The organism is Brevibacillus thermoruber 423, assembly GCF_000454065.1.
GTDB classification, from domain to species: domain Bacteria; phylum Bacillota; class Bacilli; order Brevibacillales; family Brevibacillaceae; genus Brevibacillus; species Brevibacillus thermoruber.
In genome coordinates, this window is the sequence record NZ_KE695651.1 from 192,258 (window position 1) to 219,106 (window position 26,849).

17 protein-coding genes are annotated in these 26,849 nt (G+C 49.1%); 16 read left to right on the forward strand and 1 reads right to left on the reverse strand.

Annotated elements, in window-relative coordinates:
* Nucleotides 1-29: 29 nt before the first annotated feature.
* Genes M516_RS23425 through ltaE form a run of 7 tightly spaced genes read left to right on the forward strand, consistent with a single transcriptional unit; the run spans nt 30 to nt 16,155 of the window.
* Nucleotides 30-6,458, forward strand: coding sequence for a non-ribosomal peptide synthetase (locus M516_RS23425; RefSeq protein WP_238550972.1), 6,429 nt, complete (start codon nt 30-32; stop codon nt 6,456-6,458).
* Nucleotides 6,459-6,487: 29 nt separating this feature from the next.
* Nucleotides 6,488-10,465, forward strand: a complete 3,978-nt coding sequence (locus M516_RS0112350; protein ID WP_193746974.1) for a non-ribosomal peptide synthetase — start codon at nt 6,488-6,490, stop codon at nt 10,463-10,465.
* Complete coding sequence (locus M516_RS23430) at nt 10,450-11,955, forward strand: argininosuccinate lyase (RefSeq protein ID WP_035289686.1); 1,506 nt, start codon at nt 10,450-10,452, stop codon at nt 11,953-11,955. Before M516_RS0112350 ends, M516_RS23430 begins: the two co-directional genes overlap by 16 nt.
* A complete protein-coding gene (locus M516_RS0112360; RefSeq protein WP_029099393.1) occupies nt 11,952-12,842 on the forward strand; it encodes a GHMP family kinase ATP-binding protein in 891 nt (296 codons plus the stop codon). Before M516_RS23430 ends, M516_RS0112360 begins: the two co-directional genes overlap by 4 nt.
* The gene (locus tag M516_RS0112365; RefSeq protein ID WP_035289689.1) at nt 12,842-13,897 is read left to right on the forward strand and encodes a cysteine synthase family protein; all 1,056 of its coding nucleotides are present in this window, start codon (nt 12,842-12,844) and stop codon (nt 13,895-13,897) included. Before M516_RS0112360 ends, M516_RS0112365 begins: the two co-directional genes overlap by 1 nt.
* Nucleotides 13,872-15,128 (forward strand): ATP-grasp domain-containing protein, encoded by a 1,257-nt coding sequence (locus M516_RS0112370; RefSeq protein ID WP_029099395.1) that lies wholly within the window; start codon nt 13,872-13,874, stop codon nt 15,126-15,128. Before M516_RS0112365 ends, M516_RS0112370 begins: the two co-directional genes overlap by 26 nt.
* Nucleotides 15,109-16,155, forward strand: a complete 1,047-nt coding sequence (gene ltaE, locus M516_RS0112375; RefSeq protein WP_029099752.1) for a low-specificity L-threonine aldolase — start codon at nt 15,109-15,111, stop codon at nt 16,153-16,155. Before M516_RS0112370 ends, ltaE begins: the two co-directional genes overlap by 20 nt.
* Here the strand turns inward: ltaE and M516_RS0112380 are convergent.
* Nucleotides 16,103-17,149, reverse strand: coding sequence for a helix-turn-helix transcriptional regulator (locus M516_RS0112380; protein ID WP_029099396.1), 1,047 nt, complete (start codon nt 17,147-17,149; stop codon nt 16,103-16,105). The two genes, ltaE and M516_RS0112380, sit on opposite strands and share 53 nt — an antisense overlap.
* 257 nt (nt 17,150-17,406) lie before the next feature.
* Between M516_RS0112380 and M516_RS24350 the strand changes: the two genes are divergently transcribed.
* The 9 genes from M516_RS24350 (at nt 17,407) to M516_RS0112430 (ending at nt 26,849) form a co-directional block, all read left to right on the forward strand.
* Entirely contained in the window at nt 17,407-18,054 is a 648-nt protein-coding gene (locus tag M516_RS24350; RefSeq protein WP_029099397.1) for a response regulator transcription factor, read from the forward strand.
* A gap of 142 nt (nt 18,055-18,196) precedes the next feature.
* Nucleotides 18,197-18,838: a GNAT family N-acetyltransferase gene (locus tag M516_RS0112395; RefSeq protein WP_029099398.1), complete on the forward strand. Its 642-nt coding sequence runs from the start codon at nt 18,197-18,199 to the stop codon at nt 18,836-18,838.
* Nucleotides 18,819-19,580, forward strand: coding sequence for an SDR family NAD(P)-dependent oxidoreductase (locus M516_RS0112400; RefSeq protein WP_238550973.1), 762 nt, complete (start codon nt 18,819-18,821; stop codon nt 19,578-19,580). The genes M516_RS0112395 and M516_RS0112400 overlap by 20 nt, the downstream gene beginning before the upstream one ends.
* Before the next feature lie 19 nt (nt 19,581-19,599).
* The gene (locus tag M516_RS0112405; protein WP_029099400.1) at nt 19,600-20,535 is read left to right on the forward strand and encodes an ACP S-malonyltransferase; all 936 of its coding nucleotides are present in this window, start codon (nt 19,600-19,602) and stop codon (nt 20,533-20,535) included.
* A 12-nt stretch (nt 20,536-20,547) separates the two neighbouring features.
* Complete coding sequence (locus M516_RS0112410; protein WP_029099401.1) at nt 20,548-21,459, forward strand: hypothetical protein; 912 nt, start codon at nt 20,548-20,550, stop codon at nt 21,457-21,459.
* A 10-nt stretch (nt 21,460-21,469) separates the two neighbouring features.
* On the forward strand, nt 21,470-22,924 hold the full coding sequence (locus tag M516_RS0112415) for a class I adenylate-forming enzyme family protein (protein WP_029099402.1): 1,455 nt from the start codon (nt 21,470-21,472) through the stop codon (nt 22,922-22,924).
* The gene (locus M516_RS0112420) at nt 22,906-24,132 is read left to right on the forward strand and encodes an aldehyde dehydrogenase family protein (RefSeq protein WP_051188211.1); all 1,227 of its coding nucleotides are present in this window, start codon (nt 22,906-22,908) and stop codon (nt 24,130-24,132) included. Before M516_RS0112415 ends, M516_RS0112420 begins: the two co-directional genes overlap by 19 nt.
* The gene (locus M516_RS0112425) at nt 24,129-25,811 is read left to right on the forward strand and encodes a thiamine pyrophosphate-binding protein (RefSeq protein WP_029099404.1); all 1,683 of its coding nucleotides are present in this window, start codon (nt 24,129-24,131) and stop codon (nt 25,809-25,811) included. The genes M516_RS0112420 and M516_RS0112425 overlap by 4 nt, the downstream gene beginning before the upstream one ends.
* The gene (locus M516_RS0112430; protein ID WP_029099405.1) at nt 25,812-26,849 is read left to right on the forward strand and encodes a 3-oxoacyl-ACP synthase III family protein; all 1,038 of its coding nucleotides are present in this window, start codon (nt 25,812-25,814) and stop codon (nt 26,847-26,849) included. It abuts the gene before it with no gap.

Below are 26,849 nucleotides of genomic sequence, written 5' to 3' on the forward strand. Positions count from 1 at the left end.
TAAAACAGCGGTTCCAGATTCCGCTTGCTTTGAAAGATGTCTTTCAACATCCAACCATTTATGAATTGAGCAAATTTATCGAGTCACAGACTTGCATCGCGGAAGAGCCGAAATTGCTGCCGGCCGGAAACAAGGAGCAGAAGAGAGACTTGTCGTTTGCACAAAAGCGGCTCTGGTTTATCAATGAATGGCAAGGAACCAGTTCCTTGTACAACCTGCCCAACTATTTTGAAATAACGGGACCTCTAGACTACGATGCGTTTGTTGCCAGCCTGGAGTCTGTGCTGGCCCGTCATGAAGTGTTGAGGGCCAACTTTTTCGAGGAGGATGGCCGTCCTTTCCAGATTGTTGATGCCTCAAAAAAGAGCAATCTGGAGCTTGTCTCTTTATCCGGGCTTCCATACGAATCAGCCAGGCAAACAGCTCTTCAGGCGATGGCGGAAGACGCGAGGATCCCGTTCGACCTGACTTCCGATCCGCTATACCGGTTTACGCTGTATCATCTGGCGGATAATCGGCATCTCTTTTACTACAATGTCCATCATATCGTCTGGGACGGCTGGTCGAATTACGTGTTCCAATCCGACCTGCTCAAGAAATACAACGACATGACGGGCGGGACGGACTGTGAGGCGCAGGAAGGCCGGGAAGGGCATGTCATTCAATACAGCGACTATGTGTGCTGGCAGAATGCTTTTATCGATTCCCCCGTTTATCGGGAGCAGATGGATTTTTGGAAAAAGCAGCTTGCAACCGAGCCCCCGTCTATCAAGCTCATGGCGAATCAGAAAAAAACACGTCCGGATTCTCATGATGGGGCAGTAAGTATGTTCCGGATCCCGAATGAACTGTTGGAGCAATTGAAGGCGTTTTGCAAACAACATCATACGACCCCGTTCATGGCGATGCTTTCGCTCTTTACACTGTTGATTTATCGCTTGTCGCAGGAAAAAGACATTGCGATTGGTACGACTTCCGCAGGGCGGAATCACGCCAAGCTGGAGGGGTTAATCGGCTTTTTCGTAAACACGTTGGTGATCCGAAATGAAATCCGCGAAGGCTCCAGCTTTGCAGAGCTTGTACAGCAGGTAAGCGACACTGCGGTAAAAGCATTCTCATATGGCGACGTCCCGTTTGACAAGGTGGTGGAAGAGCTTCAACCGCATCGTTCTGTCAACCGGCAGCCTCTGTTTCAATATATGTTCAGCTTCCAGGACTTTTCGTTTGAGTTTGACCATGGAAAGAACCTGACTGTCAGCGAACCGGTTCCCCTCCATAACCAGACTGCCAAGTTTGATCTGACGCTGTTTATCGAACGGAGCGGCGACGAATATATCGGGAAATGGGAGTATCGGACCGATTTGTATCAGGAAGAGACGATCGAGCGGTTTAGTTCGCATTTTCTGCAGCTTTGTCGGGGGGTGCTGGAACAGCCGTTCATTCCTGTTGAACAGGTTCCCGTGATGAGCGAGACGGAAAAACGGTTCATGATCCACACGTTTAATGAGACGGCCTGCGAGTTCCCGGATGTTGCCCTGCACGAATGGTTTGAAGCCCAAGCGAAGCGGACGCCGGACAACATCGCCGCCGAGTATGAAGGGGAGTGCCTGACTTACAAAGAGCTGGATGAAAAGGCGAATCAGCTTGCTCACTTGCTGCGGGAAAAGGGCGTAACGGTCGACACGCCGGTGGGGGTATGCATGGAGCGCTCCTTGGAGCTGATCGTGTCCATCATGGGAATTTTGAAGGCGGGTGGAGCTTATCTGCCAATCGATACGGAAGTCCCCTGGGAACGGGCTTACGCCATTTTGCGGGATGCGCAGGCTTCGATTTGCCTGACACAGCCGGGGACAAGTCTACAGGAAGGAACAGATATCGAACTGCTTTCCTATTTGCTGCACGAGAGCCTTTTGGACGGATATCCAGTCACGAAGCCGGATGTTTCCGTCACTCCGGAGAATCTCGTATCCATCTATTACACGTCAGGCTCGACCGGAAAGCCAAAAGGTGTCAGCAACACGCATAAAGGCTGGGTCAACCGGATGAACTGGATGCAGAACAAGCATCGTTTGAAGGCGCATGAAGTCGTACTGCAAAAGACGATTTTGACGTTTGACGATTCCGCCGTTGAAATTTTCTGGCCATTGACCGTCGGAGCGAAAATCGCGTTTCTTCCCAAGGGAGCGCACCGGGACCCTGTCAGCATCATCGAATATGCGATAAAGCACAATGTTTCTTTGCTTCAGTTTGTACCGAGCATGCTGAAAATGGTCCTGGAGCAAATCACTCCTCTTCAGAGACGACAATTGACAAACCTGCGCATTGTCGTGTCCAGCGGAGAAGCATTGCACGCCGACGTGGTCCGCTCGTTCTATGAAAGGATGCCGGGCAAGCTGTTTAACACATGGGGGGCAACGGAGGTTTCTATTGATTCCACCTGCTATGATTGCGAGCCTGAGCCGGAGAACGGCTCGGAAATCGTTTCCGTAGGACGTCCGATAGACAATAACCGCATCTATGTTCTGGACAAGTTCCTGGAACCGGTTCCGCCAGGCGTCCCTGGTGATTTGTATATTGCCGGCATAGGCTTGGCCAGAGGATATATCAACAATCCGGAGAGAACGAGTCAGTCCTTTATCCCCGATCCGTTTTATCCGGGAGAGTGCATGTACCGGACAGGCGACAGAGGGTACTTCAAGCCGGATGGAAACATTATGTTCCTCGGCCGTCAGGACAATCAAATCAAGTTGAGAGGAATGCGGGTCGAGCTTGGAGAGATCGAAACCACGCTCAGGTCCATCGACGGGGTTTCCGGGGCTGTGGTCATCGTGCATAAAACCGAGAGCGACGTCCAATATTTGGCTGCTTACTACACGTCCGCAAAAGGCAGTATTCCGCCCGGCGCATTGAAGCATGAGCTGAAAAAGTTGCTGCCGGAGTACATGGTACCGAGCTATTACGTACAAGTACAGGCATTCCCGCTAAATGCCAACGGGAAAATCGACCGGCAGCAGCTGCCCAAGCCAACCGAACGCGATCTGGCTTCCGCCGGCGCTTACGTCGCCCCGAAAAACGATAGAGAACAAGCCATTTTATCTATTTGGCGTGAGAAATTAGGAGTGCAAAAAACGGGTGTCCAGGATAACTTTTTCGAATTAGGCGGCCATTCTTTACTAGCGGTGCAGATTATTTCAGAAATCAACAAAAAATGCGGGTCAAAGCTTTACGTGAAAGACTTGTTTGAAAATCCAACGGTTGAAACATTGGCTGGCGTTTTGGAAAGACGTGCGACCAGCGACGCAAACAGTCCGGTTACCCAGGCCGCTGACCGCGATCAGCAGTTCCCCCTGTCGGATTCGCAAAAGCGGGTTTGGTTTTTGGATCAGCTCTATCAAGACACCAAATACAACATGCCGCTGGTGTTGAAATTCCACGGGTCTGCTGATGCGGAAAAATTGCGCGATTGCCTCAACCAACTGATCGCCCGACATGAATCGCTGCGTACCGCTTTCCGCAATAAAAACGGGGAGCCCGTGCAGATCATCCTGCCCCAGGCCGACATTTCTCTGCAGGTGGAGGAGTGGGGAGAGCAGGAGTTGCAGCGGATTGTGCGACGTGAGACGTCCATTCCGTTTGATCTCGCTGCGGCACCTTTGGCAAGAGCTCGTCTGGTGAAAGGGAAGTCAGCCGATGTGCTGATTCTCGTCTTCCATCATATTATCTGTGATGGCTGGTCACTAAAGGTAATCAAGGAAGAACTGCTCAAGCTGTATGGCGGCGAAGAAACGTTTTTGGACGATCAACCTGTACAATATGTCGACTACCTTTTAAGACACAATCATTTTATCAATCAGGCCGAGTACCAGGATCAGCTTTCCTATTGGATCAAAAAGTTTGACGGAGAGATTCCGCTGCTGCAGCTTCCCATGAACAGACGGCGAAAAAGGGAGGGCGAGGTAGAGAATGAAACGCTGAGAACAGCCTTGTCTTCAAAAGTCTCAGCAGATATCAAAGCGTTCAGCCAGCAGCGAAGGGTCACTCCCTTTATGACGATGCTGTCTGTTTTCGGCCTGCTGCTGTCCAGACTGTCCCAGCAAAACGATCTTGTCATCGGAACTCCCGTAGTCAATCGGAATTCTTCTGAATTGGAGCAATCGGTGGGACTTTACCTCAATACGCTGCCGTTGCGGCTGGTTCTGGACCAACATGCAGCCTACAGGGACGTATTGGACCAGACAAAACAAACAGTGCTCGAGGCGTTTGCCAATCAAGATATTCCGTTTGAAAAAATTGTGGAAGTAGTGAATCCGAATCGAAATCTAAACCAAAATCCGCTGTTTGATGTGTTGATCAATTACCGCAATTTTGAAGAAACCAAAACATCTGTCACCCAGAACCTGTTGGTTGAAGAAATCGAACAGGACGAAATCGAATCGAAATTTTTCATGACGCTCTACATTGAAGAAACAAGCAGCGGCTTCCAACTGGCGCTTGCCTATCAAAACCATATGTTTGAAAAGGCGAGAATGCAGGAATTCCTCAATCAATTCGTTCACCTGCTAAAGCAAGCCATCCAGTCGCCGGATCTGGCTGTCGGGTCCTTTTCGCTGGTGACGCCGGAAGCAAAGAGGATTTTGCCTGATCCTGCAGAAAGCCTGCGGACGATCAAGTTTCCGCGCATCACGCGGAACATAAAGCATTGGAGCGAGCTAATCCCCCAACAGATCGCCGTGGAAGATGCGGGTACAAGCTATACCTATCGGCAGTTGTTCCAGGATTCCATGCAGATTGCCATTGGCTTGCGCAGGCGAGGGGTAAAATCGGGGGATGTCGTCGCGCTGTATGGGGACAGAAGCTATGAAATGGTCGCCGCCATGATCGGCGTACATTTGGCAGATGCCGTTTTTATGAACCTGGACACGCAGTTGCCTGTCAAAAGAATGGAATCGATGCTGCAAAGCGCAAATCCGCGCCTGATGCTGACCGCCGGGCCTCTTCAGCCGACGCATCAAGGCACGGAATCGAAGCTGCCTGCCTATAAAGTAAGTGAGCTGATCAGTGACAAGACAGAGGAAAACGAAGGCTTTGCACCGGAAGAGGCTTGCGGGTATGCCTATATTTTCTTTACTTCCGGAACGACAGGGGAGCCAAAGGGCATTCTGGGCACGCATAATGGCTTGGCGCATTTCCTGGATTGGCAGCGAAACCAGTTTGCCGTGACACCGGCGGATCGCAGCGCGCAGTTAACCAATAGTACATTTGACGTGTTTTTGCGGGATGTCTTTTTGCCTCTGACAAGCGGCGCTACACTCGTCATTCCTTCCAGGCAGGAGACGGAAATCGTCGATTGGCTCGCCGAGAAAAGGATAACGCTGCTTCATGCGGTGCCGTCACTGGCCGACCATTGGTTGTCGCAGTCGAAAAACGTCAAGCATCTGCATACGCTCAGGCATATATTTTTCGCAGGCGAACCATTGACGGGCGCTCTGGTTCGTTCCTGGCGGAAAGTGACCGATGCGCAAATCAATAACTTCTATGGCCAAACCGAAACAACGCTGGCGAAATGCTTCCATATCGTGCCGGAGGAATTCTGCGAGGAAGTGATCCCGATAGGAAAGCCGATTCCGGATACGCAATTGCTCGTTGTCAATCAGCAGAATCAACTGTGCGGGGTTGGGGAACCAGGAGAGATCGTTGTTAGAACCCCCTATCGGACGGCCGGTTACCTGGACAAGCAAGCAGGGCCGTTTACGCCAAATTTCTTCCGTCCGCAAGACGATGACCGTTTGTACCGTACCGGCGATCTCGGCTTGTATCGTCCCGATGGAAGTCTGGAGATTATGGGGCGGGCAGACGATCAAATCAAGATCAGAGGCGTTCGCATCCATAAAAATGAAATAGCTGCGGCGATTTTGCGGCAGATCGACGCAAAACAGTGCGTGATCATGGACATGATGGAGGCCGGCCACATCCAGCTGCATGCCTACATTGTGATGGAAGGCAAGCGCAAGCTGCATTCCGAACAGCTGCGGAAGCAGTTGCGCCATGAATTGCCCCTCGCCATGATCCCGAACCGGTTTGTGCAGATCGACGAGGTGCCTGTAACCAAAAACGGCAAGGTCGATCGAAAGAAACTGGCTGCCATGCGAGCTGCCGAAGCTGGCAACGAGAACGATCACTTGCAAAACCCGGTGGAAGGGGAACTGAAGAAGATATGGCTTGAGCTGCTGCCTGTCTCATCCATTGGAGCAAGCAGTAACTTCTTTGAATGCGGGGGACATTCGCTTCTGATGGTGAAAATGATCGCCCGCATAAGCGAACGGCTTGGCTACGAGGCCAGCCTGATGGAAATTTTTGAGCATCCAACCATCCGAGAACTGGCTGCTTGCCTGCAAAAGAAGAAAAAGAAAAGCGATCTTCCCATTCAAAAAGTAACAAGGGTTAGACAAAAACTGTAATGTGTCCAACCCGAAAAGGAAGGGATAACATGTGCTCATTTTCAGCAGGAAATGAAGTATACTTGCTGCCATCTTCCTACGAACAAAACAGAATCTGGTTTTTTGAACAAATGGTCCCACATAGCGCGACCTATCATATTCCGCTGCAGCTAAAAATAACAGGAGAATTGAAGCCGGATGTCCTGACGAGAACACTTCAAAAAATCATAGAGCGACATGAAATTTTGCGAACCACTTTTGTTGAAATAGAAGGGGAACTGAAGCAAAAGGTTTCCCTTCAAGCTCCCCCCTTGACGCTTGAACCAAAAAGAATGGAGGAGTTGGAGCGGGAGCAGCCCTTTTCGGAATACCTCCAGAAATTTGCGCTGGAGCCTTTTGATTTGGAGAATGGCCCGTTAATCAAATTTCAGTTGATCGAAGTCAATCCAGGCTACCATTATCTGTTGATCAATATTCACCATATTATCTTTGATGCCTGGTCGCTGGAGGTTCTGAAAAAAGAACTGGTAACCATCTACCCGATGATCGAACAGGGCCGAGTCGAGAGATACGAGGAGCTTCCTTTGCAATACGCAGACTACGCAAACTGGCAAAGAGAGAGGCTGGAAGGAGAGCATTTGCAGAAAAAGCTGCACTTTTGGCAGCAGCATCTGGATCAAGTCCCTGCGTTGCTGGAGCTCCCGACCGACCGACCGAGACCCAAGGAACAGTCTTACGCGGGGGGCAATGTAAAATTTGAAATTCCCGGCGCCTTGGTCGAACCGATCAACATGTTTTGCCGATCCCATCAGGCCACTCATTACACCTTTTTTCTGGCCGTATTCAATGTGCTTCTCTACCGCTATACCGGGCAAAAAGACATTGTGATCGGTACGCCGATTGCCAACCGTTCTCATCCGTTTACGCAAGACCTGATCGGCTTTTTCGTCAATACGTTGCCGGTTCGGACCTTTATCCGACCGTACAGCAGCTTCCACAAAATCATCAAAGAAACGATCAAATCCTTTCTGCTGACGTATGAAAACAACGAGGTTCCTTTTGAAAAACTGGTACAGGAATTGAACCCGGACCGAGACAGCAGCTATCATCCGTTTTTTCAGGCGCTCTTTACTCTCCATGAGGGTCAGGAAGAGTATACAGACGTACCATTTGCGATTGAAAACGAAAAGATCAATACGAATACGTCGAAGTTTGACCTGGTGCTGTACATTTCATGCGAAGGCGGGAAAATGTCAGGCGAGATCGAATTTAGCACCGATCTTTTCAATCGAAAAACAATCGAACGTTTTAGTCAGCACTACATAACATTGATCAGAGAAATCTTGAGCAACCCGGAAAAGCCGATTTGTAAGCTGAATCTGTTAACGAAAGAGGAGAGGAAGAGGCTGCACTCCCAAAATCTGCTGCTTGCCAGGATGACTCCCCAGTTTATCCATACCCTGGTGGAGCAAAAGGGACGGCTGATGCCGGACAGGATTGCGGTCAAAGGGCATGAGCAAGCCTTTACATATAAAGAGCTGAATCAACGGTCAAATCAAATCGCACATGAGCTGGTCAGCCGAGGAGTTCAGCCGGGCAGCATCGTCGGCATTCGTCTGAAGCGATCACCCGAGCAAATCGCAGCTTTGCTGGGAGTGTTGAAAAGCGGCTGCGTGTATATGCCCGTCGATCCTGCGCTGCCGATTGAGCGGGTGAGAATCATGGCGGAAGATGCCCAATCGACTGTCATGATCACAGACGATCCCTTGTTCCATGCGTGGAAAGAGAACATGACGATTCTTGCGCCTCGGGACATTTTCGACAGGCAGCCTGCCGACGAGCTTGAAGGGACGCTTTCTCTTTGCCCCGAGGAAGCCTTGGCCTATGTCATTTATACGTCGGGAACGACAGGGAAGCCCAAGGGGGTCGGCATTACGCATGCGTCTCTGGTGAACCATATCACCGGTTTTCTTCAGGAGTTTCCGTTCAGCCCAGAGGAAAAGGTGCTCCAAAACATCGGCTGCAGCTTTGACCCGGCGATGACAGAGATTTTTTGTTCGCTGATCGGCGGGGGAACATTGGTTATCACCCACCCTGACAAGCAATTCGACACGGACTATTTGGGAGATTTGATCAGAGACGAACGGATTACGCGAGCCCAGCTTTTCCACAGCTTGCTGGAGAAGCTGCTGGATCAGCCTGCGTTTACCCAAAACAGCCATCTCCGATATGTATTTACGGGCGGAGAGGCCTTGCAGCACAAGCTCGTTCGAAAATTTGCCGAAAAGATGGACAGCGGGATTCCGCTGATTAACTTGTACGGGCCGACAGAAGCGTGTGTGGCCGCAAGCTACTGGAAGTGCGACGCTGACCAGGACTGCTTGATTGCACCGATCGGCAAACCGTTCCCCCATTATCATCTCGTAGTGCTGGACGAACATTTTCAACCGGTCCCGCAAGGTGTCATCGGGGAGCTGTTTATCGGCGGGCCCGGTGTAGCCAAAGGGTACGTAAACAATCAAGAGCTGACGGAAAAGGCCTTTCCTCTGATCGACATAACGGGGACAACGCAGCGATACTATCGTACCGGAGATTTGGTCAAACAACTCGACTCGGGAGATTATTTGTTTGTTTCGCGGAAAGATAGCCAAGTCAAAGTCAGGGGATTCCGCATTGAACTGGAAGAAATTCAACATGCGCTGCTGCAGCAGCCGGAAATCAGCGAGGCGGCCGTTCTGGTCGAAGAGGTGCACGGCGATAAAAAAATTTTCGCGTTTCTTGTCAAACAAACCGGGATGTCGCTTACGGCCAAGGAATTGAAAAAACGCCTAGCCACAAAACTGCCTCATTACATGATTCCGCACGTGGTCAACTGGCTGGACAAATTGCCGGTGACGCTTCACGGAAAGCTGGATAAAAGCCGGCTCTCGTTTGAAAAAAATGCGTTGGAAAGCGAAGAGAAAATACAGCCTCGAACCAAGCTGGAACAGCAGCTGGCTGCTATCTGGAGAGAAGTATTGCATGTTAGCGAGATCGGGATCAACGAAGACTTTTTTGATCTGGGAGGACACAGCATCAAAGTCATTGAGATCGTCGGTTTGCTGCGAAAACGCATGAACGTAAGGCTTGCTCCTTCACATTTGTTTCTTTACAGAACCATTGAAGCTTTGGGAGAGTACTTGCAAGCGGAAGACGACACTCCAGATGACAGCGGGATTGTTGTGAAGCTGAAAGAAAGTCGCTGCGATGACCCCCCCTTGTTTCTGATTCATCCCGGGGGAGGAGGAACGATATGCTATGTTCCCCTCGTCAGGAATATTGATCGGGACATCAGCATGTACGGGATACAGTCACAAGGCTATGAGAAAAATACGGCCCCGCTCCATGATATAAGGGAGATGGCGGCCTTGTATGTAAAGGAAATGCAAAAGATTCAGCCCAAGGGACCGTACCAGCTCGCGGGGTGGTCGATGGGGGGAACCATCGCTGTTGAAATGGCCCGGATTCTGGAAGCAAACGGGGAACCGATCGTGTTTCTCGGTTTACTCGATGCGCATCCGTTTGATGAGGCAGCCACCAGGGAGCATCGCGAAGATCCGTTGACCGTGTGGGCAAGCAGCCTGTCGATTGATACGGAAACATTCGCCGGGCTTACTGAAACGGAAAAATGTCAGATGATTTTGGAAGCAGCGGTGCGAAGCAAGCGATTGCCGCCAAATGCCGAATTGGAAGACGTACATCGCATTATCAACGTCATGGCTGCCAATAACATGGCATGCGACCGCTACGTCTTCTCTGCCCCCATCAAAACGGATTTGCATATTCTCGCTTGCGAGGAGATCGATCCGAGCAACCCCCATGAGCTGGTTGACATCGAGAAGTGGAAAAAAAGAACGACGGGAAGGGTCTACACCTATTCCTTGAGAGGACACCACAACAATTTGATGGCATCTCCGCAGGTGGAACATGTAGGGAAAACAATCTCGGAAATTTTGAAATTGGAGCTGAGCTTATGCAAGCACGGTTGACCGGACGTGTGAAAAATTCGCCGCATGACACCTATACTACGGCAGTGCTTAATCCCCAGTTTGAATATGAATTGCACCACTATTTCGACCATTACATTCAGATTGAAGCGGCTCTTTTGCGCTCGTACGAAACGGCAATGATTTTGACGAAAGAAGAGGTGCGTTCGCTTTTGAAAGCCATCCAGGGCATTACGAAAGAAACGCTGCTTCAATCATCAAAAGAAAATATGACGGACATGGCTTTCACGCTGGAGCGGTCGATTGAAAATCGGTTGGAACAACCTGTTGTCAAATGGCATATCGACCGGAGCCGCAACGATTTTCAAGCATGCGCGCAGCTCATGTATGCAAGGGAGCAGTGGGTCGCGCTGATCGAAAAAGTTCAGATGCTGCGGGATGTCATTTTGGATCGAGCAAACATGTACCATACGGTCATCATGCCGGGGTACACGCATTTTCAATCCGCGCAAATCATCAGTGTTTCCTTCTATCTGACAGCGATCAGCAAACACCTTCTGGAGACAGAAAAAAGGATGATTGCCGCATTGGAAGCGATGAACACATATTGTCCGCTTGGCTCCGGGGCGATGTCCGGACAGGAATATCCCGTGGACAACCTGCAATTGGCAAGGTCTTTGGGATTTACATCGTACATTGGCCATGCCCTGAGCGGGGTTGCTTCGCGGGACTGGCTGTTGGACATCGGGAGCTGCCTGGCTTTTTTTGCGAACAACATGAGCCGCTTCCTGACCGACCTGATGAACTGGGGGAGCAGCGAGTACCAATTTATTGACTTTCCCGACGAGCTGGCCGGCATTTCATCCTCGATGCCCCAAAAGAGAAATTTTCCGATTTTGGAAAGGGCCAGGGGAAAAACCGCCCATCTGCTCACATACTATGTCGATTTTTTGCTCGGCCAAAGAAACACGGCCTACAGCAATCTGGTGGAGGTTTCCAAGGAGTCGAGCAAAAACCTTCTCTCCCTGTTCCAGGAAATGCAAGTGCTGCTTGATTTACTCATGCTCGTATTTGAAAACATCCAGTTTCAAAGCGAAAAGATGAAGCAATGCTGCACAAAGGATTACTATGGGGGGTTTTCGCTGGCAAACCGGATCACGGAAAAAAACGGAATACCGTATCGGCAGGCGCAGGTGATAGCCGGACAGTTTATCACCCGGTCGATCCAAGCCGGACAATCTCCACAGCATGTTTCTGTGGAAGTCTTGCAGGAGATTTGCCGTGAGCACGGCTTTGCCAATCGAATCACGCAGCAAGAGCTGCAATCGCTCTTTGGCTTACGTGCTGCCTTATCCATGAAGCGATCGGCAGGATCTACAAACCCGGACGCAGTGAAGGACATGATTGTCTTGCAAACGCAAGAGGCCGCCCAATGCAAACAGGTATTCAGCAGAATTGCCACTGATCTGAAGCAGCAGCGGGAAGAGTTGGCCAGATGGATGACGTCTGAAGGTAAGGAGTATGACCGATGAGACTGAAAGTGGGAAAAGGGGAAGCTCATGGCACCTTTGGAGAGCTGCTGCAAGGTGTTTTGCCGAGCGGCCAGGACTTTTTGGTAACGTTTCCTGTCGAGAAGTACTCGACGTGCAAATATGTATGCTCAGCTCAGGATCAAGAGTTAAGCGTATATCCTGCGTGGAAGCGGAAGTCGCTTCATTTTGCCAAGAGAATCCTTGAGTATTATGGCTTGCCCGTCAAAGGCACATTGTATTTGGAAAGTCAGCTTCAGCAAGGAAAGGGGCTGGCGAGTTCGACGGCAGATATGATGGCGACTGTAAAAGCCATTGAATCCTGCCATGACATTGACATTCCTACCCAGGTGATCGAGGACATCCTTCGCGATATTGAGCCATCCGACGGGATTATGTACCCTGGCATCGTTTCTTATTACCACAAAGAAGTGAGATTGAGAGAACGGATAGGGGAGTGCCCTCCGTTTACCGTGATCGCCCTGGATGAGGGCGGCGAAGTAAATACGGTCGATTTCAATTGCCTGCCCAAGCCTTTCACAGAAGAAGACAGGCAAGAATATGCCGTGCTGCTTGAGAGGATAACCGCTGCCATACGTGCCCAGGATGCGGGGGGAATAGGAGCGGTCGCTACGAGAAGCGCGGAATTGAACCAGAAGCTGCATCCAAAGAAGACGTTTGCTCAGGTAAACAGAATTTGTCGATCAATTGAAGGGGCGGGGATAGTTACGGCTCATAGCGGGACATTTATCGGCATCCTCCTTTCTGAAAATGACAGCGCCTATTATGAAAAAGTAAAAGAAGGGCTGTCTTTGTTGAAACAGTTGGGCTGCCCGACAGAAATCTTCCAATCCATGTCCACTATGGAAAGAAAGAAGGTTTTGGTGTGATGGAGAAAAGCCTGATCGACCTGATTGGAAAGACGCCGCTAATCCGGCTGCGGCTGGATGGCAATAGTAAAGCTCCTGTATACGCAAAGCTGGAACTGTTGAATCCCTATGGCATGAAAGACAGGGTAGCCAAGGAAATGATTATGGCTGCCAAGAGAACCGGCGAGCTCCAGGATCATGCGCCGATCGTGGAAAGCTCGTCGGGAACGCTGGCCTTGGGCATTGCCATGATTGGCACATACCTGGGGCATGACGTCCACATTGTCACCGACCCGCGCATTGATGAATTAACGCTAGGAAAACTCAGGGCGTTGGGGGCGCAGGTGCATATTGTGGAGAAAATGGAAGCGGATGGGGGCTGGCAAAAAGCAAGGCTGAATTATTTGCATGGTTTGCTGGACAAATATCCCCATGCATACTGGCCAAAGCAGTACGAGAATCCACAAAATCCGCTGGCCTATCGGCAGTTGGCGGATGACCTGGTACAAGAGCTGGGGCGCGTCGATTATCTCGTCGGTTCAGTAGGGAGTGGAGGCTCTCTATGCGGAACAGCCAAAGCATTGCGGGAAAGAAATCCCGATTTGACCGTCATCGCTGTCGATGCCGTAGGCAGCGTTATCTTCTACCAAACAGACAATCCCAAACGATTGCAAAGCGGCCTGGGCAACAGTTTGCGCTCGCCCAATGTTGATTTCTCTGTCATCGATGTAGTTCACTGGTTGAATGACGAAGAAGCTTTCACATGGACGCGGGAGCTCGCCGTTCAGGAAAAAATCTTTGCGGGGAACAGTTCAGGCAGCGTGTACGCCGTATCAAGGTGGCTGAGCAGCCAGGTATCGGAACAGTCAGTGATTGCCTGCATCTTCCCGGACAGAGGGGATCGCTATCTTCACTCGATTTACAGCGATGATTTTTTCAACGCCCACCAATTGAAAAAGGAGAGCTTGCGTGTTTCGCCTGCTCGCATTGAAGAATTAAAGGATGTCTCCGAATGGACGTACTTTCACTTTAACAAGGGGAAATTTGGACATGAAGCGAAAACTGCTGTTTATTGAGTCAAATACAACCGGAACAGGCATGCTTGCCTTGAAGCGAACAAAGGAACTGGGATATGATCCGGTGCTGTTGACCAGTGAACCGAACCGCTATGAGGGCTTGCGCGACCAAAGCTGCGAGATCGTCGTGTGCGATACAAACGATCCGGAAAAACTGGCAGAAACGATTCCGCTTCATTTTAAACGGGAGGACATCGCGGGCATAACGACGACCAGCGAATATTACATTTATACAGTCGCGCTTCTGGCCAAGCGATTTGGATGGCGCGGCAACCCGCCCATTGCGATGAAAACGTGCAGGAACAAGGCGGCTGTCCGCGCCTTGCTGCGGGACCTTCCTGAGCTTTACCAGCCCTGGTTTTTTACTGTCGACCATGTACAGCAGTTGGAGGAAATCAAGCAGCATATCAAATTCCCGTGCATAGTCAAGCCAGTCGATGACAGTGGGTCCAACCAGGTCGTAAAATGCCTTTCCTTTACGGAGCTGCACGGGCAGGTGAAGGAGATATTGGCGGTGAAACGAAATGTCCGCCAACAACCGACCGCTCAAATCGCTTTGATCGAAGAGTACGTGGAGGGACCGGAGTACAGTGTCGAGGTTTTTTCATATGAGGGGCGACACTCCATCATCGGCATAACGGATAAGAGCATCGGGGGAGAGCCCTATTGTATCGAAACTGGCCATGTTTTCCCGTCCCTGGCTTCTAATCGAATCAAAACGGTCGTGGAAACGGGAGTGCTGTCCATGCTGAAAAAGCTGGATTGGCGCTTCGGGCCGTGCCATCTGGAAATCAAAATCGTAGACGAAAAGCTATTCCTTGTAGAGTGCAATGGACGATTGGCCGGGGGGATGATTCCCGAACTGATTCGGCATGCGACCGGTATGGATGTGTTAAAGGAACAACTCAAAGCTGCGGTTGGCTTGTCCCCTGAGCTTGGCAGCCAGCCTCTACAATATGCAGGGATTCGCTTTCTGATCCCAAAAGAAGCGGGAGAAATTCAGGAGGTGACCGGCATCGAACAGCTTCGGCAACTGCCGGGTGTGAAGGAAGTCGTATGCAGGGCAGAGCCGGGAAAGCTGGTGCAAAGAGTCGTAAATGCGTACGGACGACTGGGCTACATCATTGCGGCTGCAGCAGATGGAAAAGAGCTGCATCAGCTGTTGAGTCAAATGGACAATGTGGAAGTAAAGATGAAGGAGCGTGTGTCTGTTGCTGAATTTTCTGAGTGACACGGTTACCCTGCCGACGCAGGAAATGATGGATGCCATTCAACATGCCATGCTGGGAGACGACGTGTACGGGCAGGATCAAACTGTGAATGAACTGGAGCGATTGGCCGCCAACATGCTGGGGATGGAAGCGGCCTGCTTTATGCCGAGCGGTACAATGGCAAACTTGGCTTCCATAATGGCCCATTGTCCTCGCGGCTCCAAGGTGCTGGTTGGCAATGAATCAGACATCTATATTTACGAAGCCGGCGGCGCCTCCGTTTGCGGCGGGATTGTATACGAGCCGATACCTACTCAGGCGGATGGACGACTATTGCTGCACGATCTTGCAAAGGCGTTTCCGTTTGATGAAGAGGATCCTCAGTTTGCTTTGCCCTCTTTAATTTGTCTGGAAAATACCCACAATCGTTGCGGCGGAAAAGTTTTGCCGATCGCTTATTTGCAAGAGGTAAAGGAATTTGCGGCGGAACGCAATGTTCCTGTCCACATGGATGGTGCCCGTATTTTTAATGCGGCAGTTGCCCTCGATCTGGACGTAAGAGAAATCGCTCGATATGCCGATTCGGTTCAATTTTGTTTGTCAAAAGGATTGTCTGCCCCAATTGGTTCGATTGCAGCAGGAACTCAGTCTCATATAAACAAAGTGAGAAAAATAAGAAAGATGTTGGGCGGAGGAATGAGGCAAGCAGGGATTGCTGCGGCGCCTGGTATTATAGCGTTACATACAATGGTTGCAAGGTTGGATCAGGATCACAGGCATGCAAAACAATTGGCCGATGGATTGGCAAGGATCAACGGAATCGAATTGGATGTCCAGCAGGTGCAAACAAACATCGTCATCTTTCGAGTAACTGATCCTCGTTATTCTTGGGATTCATTTTTGCAAACGGCAAAGTCTCGTGGCGTGATTTTTTCAGAGATGGGCTATGGAAGGATTAGAGCGGTTGTTCATAGACATATAACGACTGATGATATTAATAGAGCGGTTCAAGTAGTGGAAGAGATGATGAAAAAAGGCCCATTTTAGCATACTGACTTTCGGTATGCTCTATTTTTTGTCCCTGTTTCTTTACTGAGTGCAGGTCCGAAATGCGTTTGCACAAATCTTGGGTCTTTTGCAAAATGATGTGGCCTTGTTCGGTTTCTCCAAGCTTGAAATGGATTTCGGCAAGGGTTTTTGCCGCTTGGACGTACAATTGCTCGCGAAGTTCAAATTTGAAGATGGAAACGGCATGCTCCAGATACTCTCTGGCATGCTCCAGGTTGCCCGCATTGCTATACACAATGCCCAGCATATGGTAGATCTCTCCTGCCGAGTAGTGCAAGTGATGCGAATATAAGTAGAGAAGCAATCGATAGCCCAGCTCCAGGCAGAGATCATATCGTTTTTGGTGGTAGTGCATGTACGCCAGGTTGTAGCCTAATCTGGGGAAAAGGGTCTTGTCTTCTACGAAGGGTAGACTTTCCAATGCACTCATGCTATCTGTCAACAGGCGGTATGCCTCAACCTTTTGATCCATCTCGATCAGAAGCAGCGCAAGTGAATTGGCAACATTGATGTCCAGTTCATTGACAATTTTGCCGCTTGAAATCAGCTTGCGAAACGTTTGCTCTGCTTTTCGCGGATGGCGGTCAATCCGGTAATACAGGATGCCTTTTTGCCATTCAATAAATTTCAAGAAGCTGCTGTCCCGAAAGCTTTTGTTCCTTTTAACAAATGTGATTGCTTCTTCGATGAGGTATTGCAGCGTGGTATAATCGTGGAAATAAAGACTTTCTCTACATAATCTATGAATTTTCGCAACAAAATGGATGAGCGTTTCGTTTTCATAGGTAAGCAAGTAATCGACCGGAATCTTCAATTTCAGACAGATGCTTTGCAAAATGTCCAAACGCGGTATATGGTTCCCCTTCTCAATCCGAAACAATGTGGATTCGTCACAAATGTCTTCGGCAACATACTTTCTGGAATAGCCCCGTTTCTCTCGAAAATACTGGATTTTATCCCCTATCGTTTTCATAGGTTGACTCCCTTTTTTAATGCTTACATGTAAAAAAATGCATGTTTGCATATACATTTTAACAGAATTCTTCCGTATATTTGAAGTAGAAATTTGAAAAGGTGGGATAAAAAATATGAAAAGTAAAAAGATGGCATACATGTTTCTTCAAAAATCGCAGCGGTTTCCTCGCGTCCCGGTTGCCGAAATGGACAGCAAATTAAAGGATTTTTCTTCCGTCCCGTTCATGCGTACATGCAAGTAGAGGTGAACATAGAATGGGTGTACGCAACATCTTAATCGTTGACGAGAGAGAAGGGAAGCAATCATTTTATTCGAATTTGCTGTCTGTAAAAAGGTACGCCTGTCATTTTTTGAACAACCAGGATTTACTCTCGGATCCCGTTTTTATGAAAAAGTTCGATCTTGTCATATTAAGTCTCACGAAGGATACTCTCTCGCTCCACATACAAAACAAGCATCCTCGAACGATCATCCTGCTGAGCACTAAATATAAGCATTACGCAAAATTTGTCCAAGGTGCCCAGGCCATCCTTATGAAGGAATGCCCCACCGAACTCAAAATCGCCATCAATGTTGTGGAAAGAGGAAGCTGCTACTTCTCCAGCGAGTTCATGGATACGCTTTTTTCTGGCTGGAGGGCAGAGAAGACCGCAGACGATTTCGACATGGAGTTCCATTTGCCGGAAACATTGACAGAAATGGAGCTTCGCGTGGCTGAGGAACTGGCGAATGACAGAACCAATCAACAAATAGCGGATACCCTCTACCTCAGCAAGCGAACAGTGGAGTACCATATCGCCGCGTGCATGCAAAAATTGGGGGTAAAAAGCAGGGTTGGACTGGCTGTGAAGATGACAAAAGTAAATATGTTCAGGCAGATGCTGAACAAGCGAATACTTTGACAGGTCTTGCAAGTGGCAGACCGACGATGAACAGCTCTATCAGGAAAAATGGTAGAGCTGTATATACTTTGCGGGAAATACGGGGGCATCGCTGTCGCAGCTTGCTTATGATGAAGATACATCTCTTATGCGGAGGGAAACAATGAGAGGTAATTTTGTCAGATTGCAGGCGCTCGAAGAAGAAGATTACAAGCTCTTCTCCCAATGGGTATGTCCATCCAAAGTAAGTGCTTTGGCAAGAGGGAGACAAGACTTTGCGACCGAGGATGAAATCAGAAAAGATATTGTAAACGGAAGCACCCGCTATGCCACAGTGGTAACTCATGACGGGAAAAAAATCGGATTTGTATCGTGGGAAACATTGAAATACGAAGGCAGCTACATGCTTGGCGGCGTGATTGGAGATCCCGAACTGTGGGATATGGGCTATGGCGCCGAAGCTTCTCTATTGCTCATGGACTACCTGTTCCATTTTAAAAATGCCCATAAAATTCAATTTATTAACGGTTTGCACAATATGCGGTCGGTTCGCTTTCTTATCAAGAATAAAGTGACGATTGAAGGAATCCTTCGCGATCATTTCTTCCTGGATGGCGAGTATCATGACGCAGTCATTTCTTCCATTTTGCGGGATGAATACTACGGCTACAGCGAACCGGAAGATATGATCCCGAAAAGCGAGAAGCAGAAGATTCGGGAGGAATTGTACGAGTATCTCCAAGGTTATTGGAAAGAAGAGTGTTTTCCAAAACTGTTGAAACAAGGTGAGAAAATTGGAAGATAAGCAAAAGGTAGTACTGGTAACAGGCGCTTCCAAGAGTCTTGGCAAAGCGATCGCAAGTCATTTCGCCGGTTCCGGAGACCGGGTCATTCTGGGATACAGAAGCTCGTTGGAAGAAGTCACACATGCGGTTGAGGAGATTAAAGCGAAAACTGGCAACGAGGCGGTTTCATTCGTGAAACTCGACGTGATCGACAGGCAGCAGGTGCAGGATGCCGTATCAGAGATCATTGGACAATTCGGAAAAATAGACGTTCTCGTAAACAACGCGGGAGTCAGCTACGGAGGAGCGCTGATTCCGAGCAATCCTCTCGAAAAATGGGAGGAAATCGTCCAGATCAATGTCATGGGTACCATCAACTGCATCCACGCCGTTTCTTTTCACATGCTGCTGGAACAAAAGGGGGCAATCGTCAATATCGCTTCGGTAGCCGGCTTGATAGGGGTGGATCGTTTAAGCGCGTATAGTGCGAGTAAAGCAGGGGTTGTCGGGCTGACTCGTTCATTGGGGAAAGAATACGCCCCGTACAACGTGAGAGTGAATGCGGTTGCTCCCGGTTATACGGAAGATACTGGCATGGTTGAGCGCATTCCTGAGGAACAGATGAACGAATTCAAGAAGCGAATCGCCATGGGAAGGTTGGGAACAACCAGGGAAATAGCAGAGGCGGTTTCCTTTCTTGCATCGGACAAGGCCAGCTATATAACGGGGCAAACGCTTGTCGTCGATGGAGGTTATATGTAGAAAAGGAGCGTGAGAATCAATGAAAACGGCACTGATCTTTCCGCCTTTGGTGACATTGAAGCAGGGGAGCTTTTTGGACCTTTACGAGAGCTTTCCCAGTGTGCAGGCCAAGTTTGCAGAGGCCAGCGAAATTTTGGGCGTGGATCTTGCTGGCAAATTCTTTTTTGAAAGTGAAGCCATGACGAATACCGGTGTAATTGCCAGGCCCAGTATCGTCACAATCAGCACGGCACTGTTTGAATTGCTGAGGGAGGAGATCGGGCAGCCGGCGTTTTTCCTCGGTCCAAGCCTGGGACAAGTAACGGCTATTCATTGCGCAGGGGGATTATCCTTCCCGGAAACGCTTCGCTTGCTGAAAAAGTTGTGTGAAATGGAGGAAGAGGAGTTTCCTGACAAGCGATACGGCGTCTACTTCTTCTACAACATTGATATCGCTGTTCTTGAGCGTTTCATCCAGGAGCTTGCAGCGGAGGGCAGAGTTGTCGAGCCCTGTGTGACGGTAAACGCCACGCAAATGATCGTGAACGGTGATCGGGAGAGTCTGGAGCTGCTTACCAAAATGGTAAGTGCTTACGGCGGTCTGGGTGTCACGATCCCCTATGGCCCTCCTGGACATTGCTCGCTGCTTCACAACGTCAGGAGGCGTTTGGAACAAGAGGTGCTTCCATCTTTCACCTTCCGTTCTCCCAACGTGCCCTTGCTCAGCAACGTGAACGCTGAGGAAATTACCGACGCGGCTGGCTTGAAAACCGAACTGATCGAGCAATATACCAACAGCGTATGCTGGTATAAATGCCTGCAGCAATTGTGGAGGAAAGGTGTGGAAAAAGTAATCATGCTCGGTCCCGGAAACTTTATTCACAAGTCTTTGGGATTCACGGATATACCTTTTGCCGTGCAGAAGCTGCTGGACAGTCATGATATAGAAGCAGTTCTGGCAGCGAAGCAGAAGTAAGGAGGCCCGTACATGATTGGATTGGTATTGCCTGGTTTAGCTCCTTCAAGCTATGAAGAAGTAAAGGATTTTATCGAAACAAATCCCTATGCGAAAAAGCGTTTTCAAGAAGCAAGCGACATCATTGGGTACTCCTTGGCCGAGGCGTTTCGAGAGGCGAAAGAAGAACAGCACGAAGTGTTTGAATCCGCCTTTTTGGCGAACTCAATTGCATTGCTCGATTATTTTTACGACCGGTACGGTTTGCAGCCACACTATTCGATCGGAGCAAGCTTTGGCGGAATGTCCGTTGCTGTTCAGTCAGCCGGCTTAACCTTTGCGGAGTCCATGTGGCTGACGCACGAAAGTGCGAAACACGCAAGAGGCTACTTCCAGCGAATGGATGGAGAATACCACACTCATTTTATTTTCAATTTGTCCCTTGAGGAGACGGAGGAATTAATCAAAAGCTTCAACAGCAAGGGAATGGAGCTGGAGTTGGTGGGGCATCTGGAAAAAGTCGTTTGCCTATGTGCCGAGAAAAGCGTTGTTCAATCCTTAAAGGAAGTCATCAATCAAAGAAGCAAATGCTTTTCGTTACATACGATGAAACAGCCTATTCACAGCCGTTTGCTGACGGACTTAAAGCATCAGCTTCGGGACAAATACTATAGCCAGGTTGTCTTTAAGCCACTTCAATCCCCGATTATTTCCGATGTTGACGGTCACATTTACAAAGATCCCGAGGAGCTGAAACAAATGCTTCTGGATGGCTACGACCATCCCGTCAGATGGGATCTTGTAAGCAAATCCATGAAGCAAAAGCAGATCGAAACCGCATATGTGGTTGGTCCGCGGAATTTATTTACGCAACTGTTGAAATACGAATTTAAAACTGTTGGAATATCGCCTGACACAGTCATGCATCAGGTGGGTATTTCATGAGGTGTATTCCATGGCTCACGTAGTAAAGTCGGATGAAACAAGCTACTCGAAGGAAAGGTTTCTGGGGGATATTCAAAGCTGTGTCGCCCAATTGAAGGGCAGTCAAATCACTGAAGAGGACAGGGTTATCGTCACAGTCGAGAACTCCTATGAATTTTTGATCGCCTTTTTCGCCCTGGTTGAAATAGGCTGTTCCATTGCTTTGGTTGATTGTATGGCGGATGCGCGGGAAATCAATGAAATTGCCCTGGATTCTGAGAGTCGATTATGCATTTCTGACCGTCCTTTGCTGCTGTCCGATCCGATCAGGACGTTACTGGTTTCGGAAATCGTGAGAGACGGGGGGAGGAATTCAGCCAGGGAACTGTCATTTTCAGCGTGGTCATCTAGAGAAGATGCCCTCATTCTTTATACGTCGGGTTCGACCGGTAAGCCTAAGGGGATTGTGAAGTCCGGCCATTCTTTTCTCTCCAACCTGGAGGAAAGCATGGAAATCATGCAATACAAAAGCGAGGATGTGCTGTTGCCCCTCATCCCGTTTACACATTTTTACGGATTGTCGATCGTTTTCATCTGGTGGCTTACGGGGTGCGACATGGTTTTATGCAATTACAAGAACATCCGCACCATTCTGAAAGCAGTTACGGAAAAAGGGGCCACCGTTGTAGACGGCATTCCTTCTACCTATTATATGTTGACCCAAATGTGCAAAAAGCGGGAAAAGGTGTGCGTAAAAGTAAGGGACTCCGCGGTCCGCATGTGGTGTGTGGGCGGAGCACCGTTATCCAAGGAATTGGCCGAAAGCTTTTACGACTTGATAAAACAGCCGTTGTTGGACGGGTATGGCTTGTCCGAAGTCGGCAATGTCGCTCTAAACACGGGGGATTTTCGGGAAGGCTGCGGAAAACCGCTTCCCAGTGTGAAGCTCAAAGTGGTGGACAATCAGGGTAATGAGCTTCCAGCCGGAGAAACAGGCGAAATCTATGTCAGCAGTCCGGGTGTCATGAAAGGGTACCTTCATTTGACTGAAAAGACTGAAGAAGTGCTGGCCGATGGGTGGTTCAAAACCAATGACTTGGGGTATCTGGATGAACACGGAAATCTGCATGTTCTGGGGAGAAAGGGAAACGAAATTGTCCGCAAAGGCTATGTCATCTACCCGGCGCATATCGAGAACAGGCTGGAGAATGAATTGAAGCTCCGGGTGAGAGTCGTATCTCTTCAGGATGAGAAAAAGGGCGCATATATGATCCTTTTCGTTGAAACCAGGCAAACATTTACGCAGCCGATCGAGCAAGCGATCAATGAGGCGCTTGGGTCTATTTTAAAGCCGGACAAAATATTGTTTTTGCCCACTTTTCCTTATCGTCCTAATGGAAAGGTTGATTTTGTGGCATTGCAAAATCAGGCGGTTCACTGGAAGAACGCGAGAGAGGAGGAAGGGAAGTGCATGGTACAACAGTAGACCTGGAGCTGTCTATCCCGTTAAGCCAGCGCAGAGAAGCGATAACCCGCTGCATTCACTTCATCGAGACAAATCCGGAAATGCTCAGAGAGATCTTGACGGAAATCTCGACATACCAGACGGCGGAACTGGAGATTCAAGCATCATTGCGGGCTTTGAAAAATGCCTTCAACGAGGTGCACAACAATCGGCCTCCCCTCGTCAATCGAATGTCCGTGTTTATGCCTTCAAATGTCATTCTGTATTCGTACGTCTTGTATCTGCTGATTCCCTCGCTGTATATCAATCATATTGAATTTCGCAGTTCTACTTCGGTGCTTCCTCAAGTAAGGAAACTTCACCATTTGCTGCAAAGCATACACCAGCTGCCGCTGAGCTTATTGGAACTCTCCCATAAAGAATTCATGAAAGCGTCCGTCTTGCGTGCAGATGTTGTCGTTTTTACCGGTACGTATCAAAATGCGGAAAGCATCAAGTTCCAATTGGCAAAAACACAATTGTTTATCTTTTTTGGACAGGGAATCAATCCGTTTATCATATCCGAAACGGCTGATTTGGAAAAAGCGGTTCACGATCTCATCCAGGCCCGTTTATACAACACGGGACAAGACTGCATGGGACCGGATGTCGTTTATGTTTCAGAAACCATGAAGGATTCGTTTCTGTCTTTGTTGACAGCAAAGCTGGATGCGCTTAAATACGGCAGCAATGCAGACAAGGATTCCGCATACGGTCCCATACACTATACCGGAACGCTGGAAATGGTAGGCCAGCATCTCACCCAATACAGCGAGAAGATTGTGTACGGCGGGAGGATTGATTACCGGGATAAAGTCATTCAGCCGACAGTTCTCTTGAGCACCCTTGCAGATAAGGTAAAAATTGTCGAGTTTTTTTCGCCTGTGTTTAATGTAGTCATCTACAGCAAAGAAGAAGATTTAAAACGGATCGTAACTCAGGAGTATTTTGTGGAAAGAGCACTGGGAGCGACCTTCTACGGCAGGTCAGACAGTCCGATCATTGAGATTCTCCGAAAAAAACATACCGTTTCCGTCAATGAAACACTGTTTGATATTGAAAATGGCAACTCTCCCTTCGGCGGCTATGGTCCCATGGCCAACTATGTGTCCTATCGCGGGGAATTGATCATCAAACCCATTTTGATTTCGCAAATCTTACATGAGTATTGGCAACGAGGTGACCAATGAACCAAATCAGTGTATACGAAGCAATCGCGCAGGGACTGCGAGCGTATGGAGTGGAGTTGGTGTTTGGGCTTCCCAATGACGAGCTTCATATTATGAATGCCATCGAGGATTGCGGAATTGAATTTTTGGTTGCCAAGGATCAGCGGAATGCCGTGTTTATGGCGACAGGCTACGCATTAGCCTCGCAAAAAACGGGCGTTTGCATCGTGGGAAAAGGCCCTGCCGTTTCCAACGTGATCACAGGCTTGTTGGAGGCAAACTCCCAAAGCTGCCCGCTGTTGATCATCTCATCAGGCACTTCAACGCGCTCATATGGAAATCAAAAAGCTTTTCAAGAAGCGGACCAAATGGCGTTCGTTTCCCCGCTGGTGAAATGGAGTCATCGCTTGGAGAACAAAGAGGCGATTGGATGGGTTTTGCGAAAAGCGGTATTTATGGCTGCACAAGGAACACCTGGTCCGGTTTACGTCGAAATTCCCGAAGATATTGGCAGCGAGCTGCTTGATGAGGCAAAGCTGAATTTTTTTCCTCTCTCTGTCTCCAGACCGTTGCCAGAACCGTCTGGTATTAGGCTTGCATGTGAAAAGATCATGCTTGCCAAAAAGCCGGTGTTTTTGCTGGGCGGAGGATGCAAACGGATCAAAACACGCGGCGTCCTGGAAGCACTCGCCGAACGAATGGGAGCTCTTGTTCTTGTCACGGCTTCAGGCAGAGGCAGTTTTGATGAAGAGCATCCACTGTTTTGCGGGCTGGCGGGACTGTATCTGCACCGGCGTGTCAAAACGCTGTTACACGAGGCGGACCTTGTGATTGCCATGGGCAGCAAGCTGGAGGAAACAGCTCTGTTTGGATGGGAAGAGCAGCTCCAAGCGATGGACATCATTCAAGTGAATCTAAACGAAGAGCATTTTCATCTGGACTATAGCAGCATATACATGGTTGGCGATGTGGAAGCGGTCGCAAATGAGCTCCTCGCACATGTTCGGAAGCAGTCTGCGAACCGTGAATGGCAAATGGGGATAGAGCGCTGCAGGCGAGAGATGTTTTCGGAAAAAGCGGAAAGGCAGCGCGATTCCTCCCGGTTGAGAGTCGCGGATATTCTCGATGAACTGCAAGCACGCCTTCCTCCGAACAGCATCTACGTGCATGAAAACGGCTTGCAGGACATGTGGTCGTATTTCTTTCCGTACCTCGGGCTTGGCAAAGAGCAGAATGCCTTTGTCCCTAGCGAACAGACAAGCCTGGGCTTTGGGGCATGTGCCGCCATCGGGGTAGCCAAAGCCAAGCCGCGGCAGCCTGTCGTTGCATTCGTTGGAGATGGCGCATTTAATCTGTTCCGCAGCGATCTGCCAACAGCTTTAACCTATCGGATTCCGCTCATCTATGTGGTATTGAAAAACGGCGGGTACGGCTGGCTTGAATTCCAACATATCAATACGGGAAGACAGGGGAAACCCCGATTTTTAAACCAGACCGTGCAGACGATGGACAGTCTTCATCCGAATTTGACGGTAATACGGCTGCAAAAACGTGAAGAGATCACACATGTTGTTGAGCAAGCTCTGAAAGAGTATGAGAAAAAGCAAATCGTCGTGATAGAAGCGGTTGTGTCGATTGATGACGTACCGGATCCCATAAAAAGACTACATGGGGATTTTCCCGCAAAGGAGCTGGTGTAAATGAAAACAGGAACGTTAACGAAGCCATCCACTGTCAACCAAAGTGGGCTGTCCACTTCGTTTAGCATTCAAGGATCAGGCTTTTACGTACCAGAAGACATTGTGACAAACGAGATGCTCACCCGAACCTTGGACACGACTGACGAATGGATTCAGGAAAAAACCGGGATTCGCGAGCGCAGGTATTTGCAAAACGATATGGCCACATCTGATATGTGCGTACACGCCAGCTTGGATGCCATATGTGATGCAGGCATTGCGATGGAGGATCTCGATGCGATTGTCCTGTGTACCACGACCCCGGATCAACAGGTTCCTTCTACCGCTCTGATCGTCAAAGAGAAATTAGGTGCGAAAAACGCGATTCCCTTCGATTTAACGCAGGCAGCTTGTGCAGGAGGCATTTACTCCATCCTCTTTGCGTCTCATCTTTTGCAGAATCAGTTCATCAACAATGTGCTGGTTATCGGGGCAGAAGTCCTGTCGCGATACATCGATCCGGCAGACCGGATTACCAAGACGTTTTTTGGGGATGCTGCCGGAGCGATCCTCCTTCAAAAAACAGGCGAAGGCAGCGGATTGCTGGCATGGGATCTGGACTCTTCTTTAAACATGGCAGTCACCTTGCACGGCGGAGGTACTGCACGGATGCCAGAGGGAGCAGACTTGTTTACCAGCCATTTTATCAGGATGAACGGAAGAGAGGTCTGGAAGACGGCCACCCGAAACTTGCCCATCTCTATTCAAAATGCCGTGCAAAAGGCTGGATTGCAAGTATCGGATATCGATCACTTTATCCTGCATCAAGCCAATCTGAATATCATTAAGAAAACGATGCGGGCATTGGACGTGCCGATGGAGAAAACGACCGTAACCATTCAGGAGTATGGAAATACAGGGGCTGCTTCCCTTTTTTCCGCTCTGCATAAATCTTTGGAAGAAAAAGCGATTAAACCGGGGGATTATCTGGTGATATCCGCCATTGGCGCCGGATTTTTATGGGGTTCACTATGTGTAAAATATACAAAAAACCAGTAA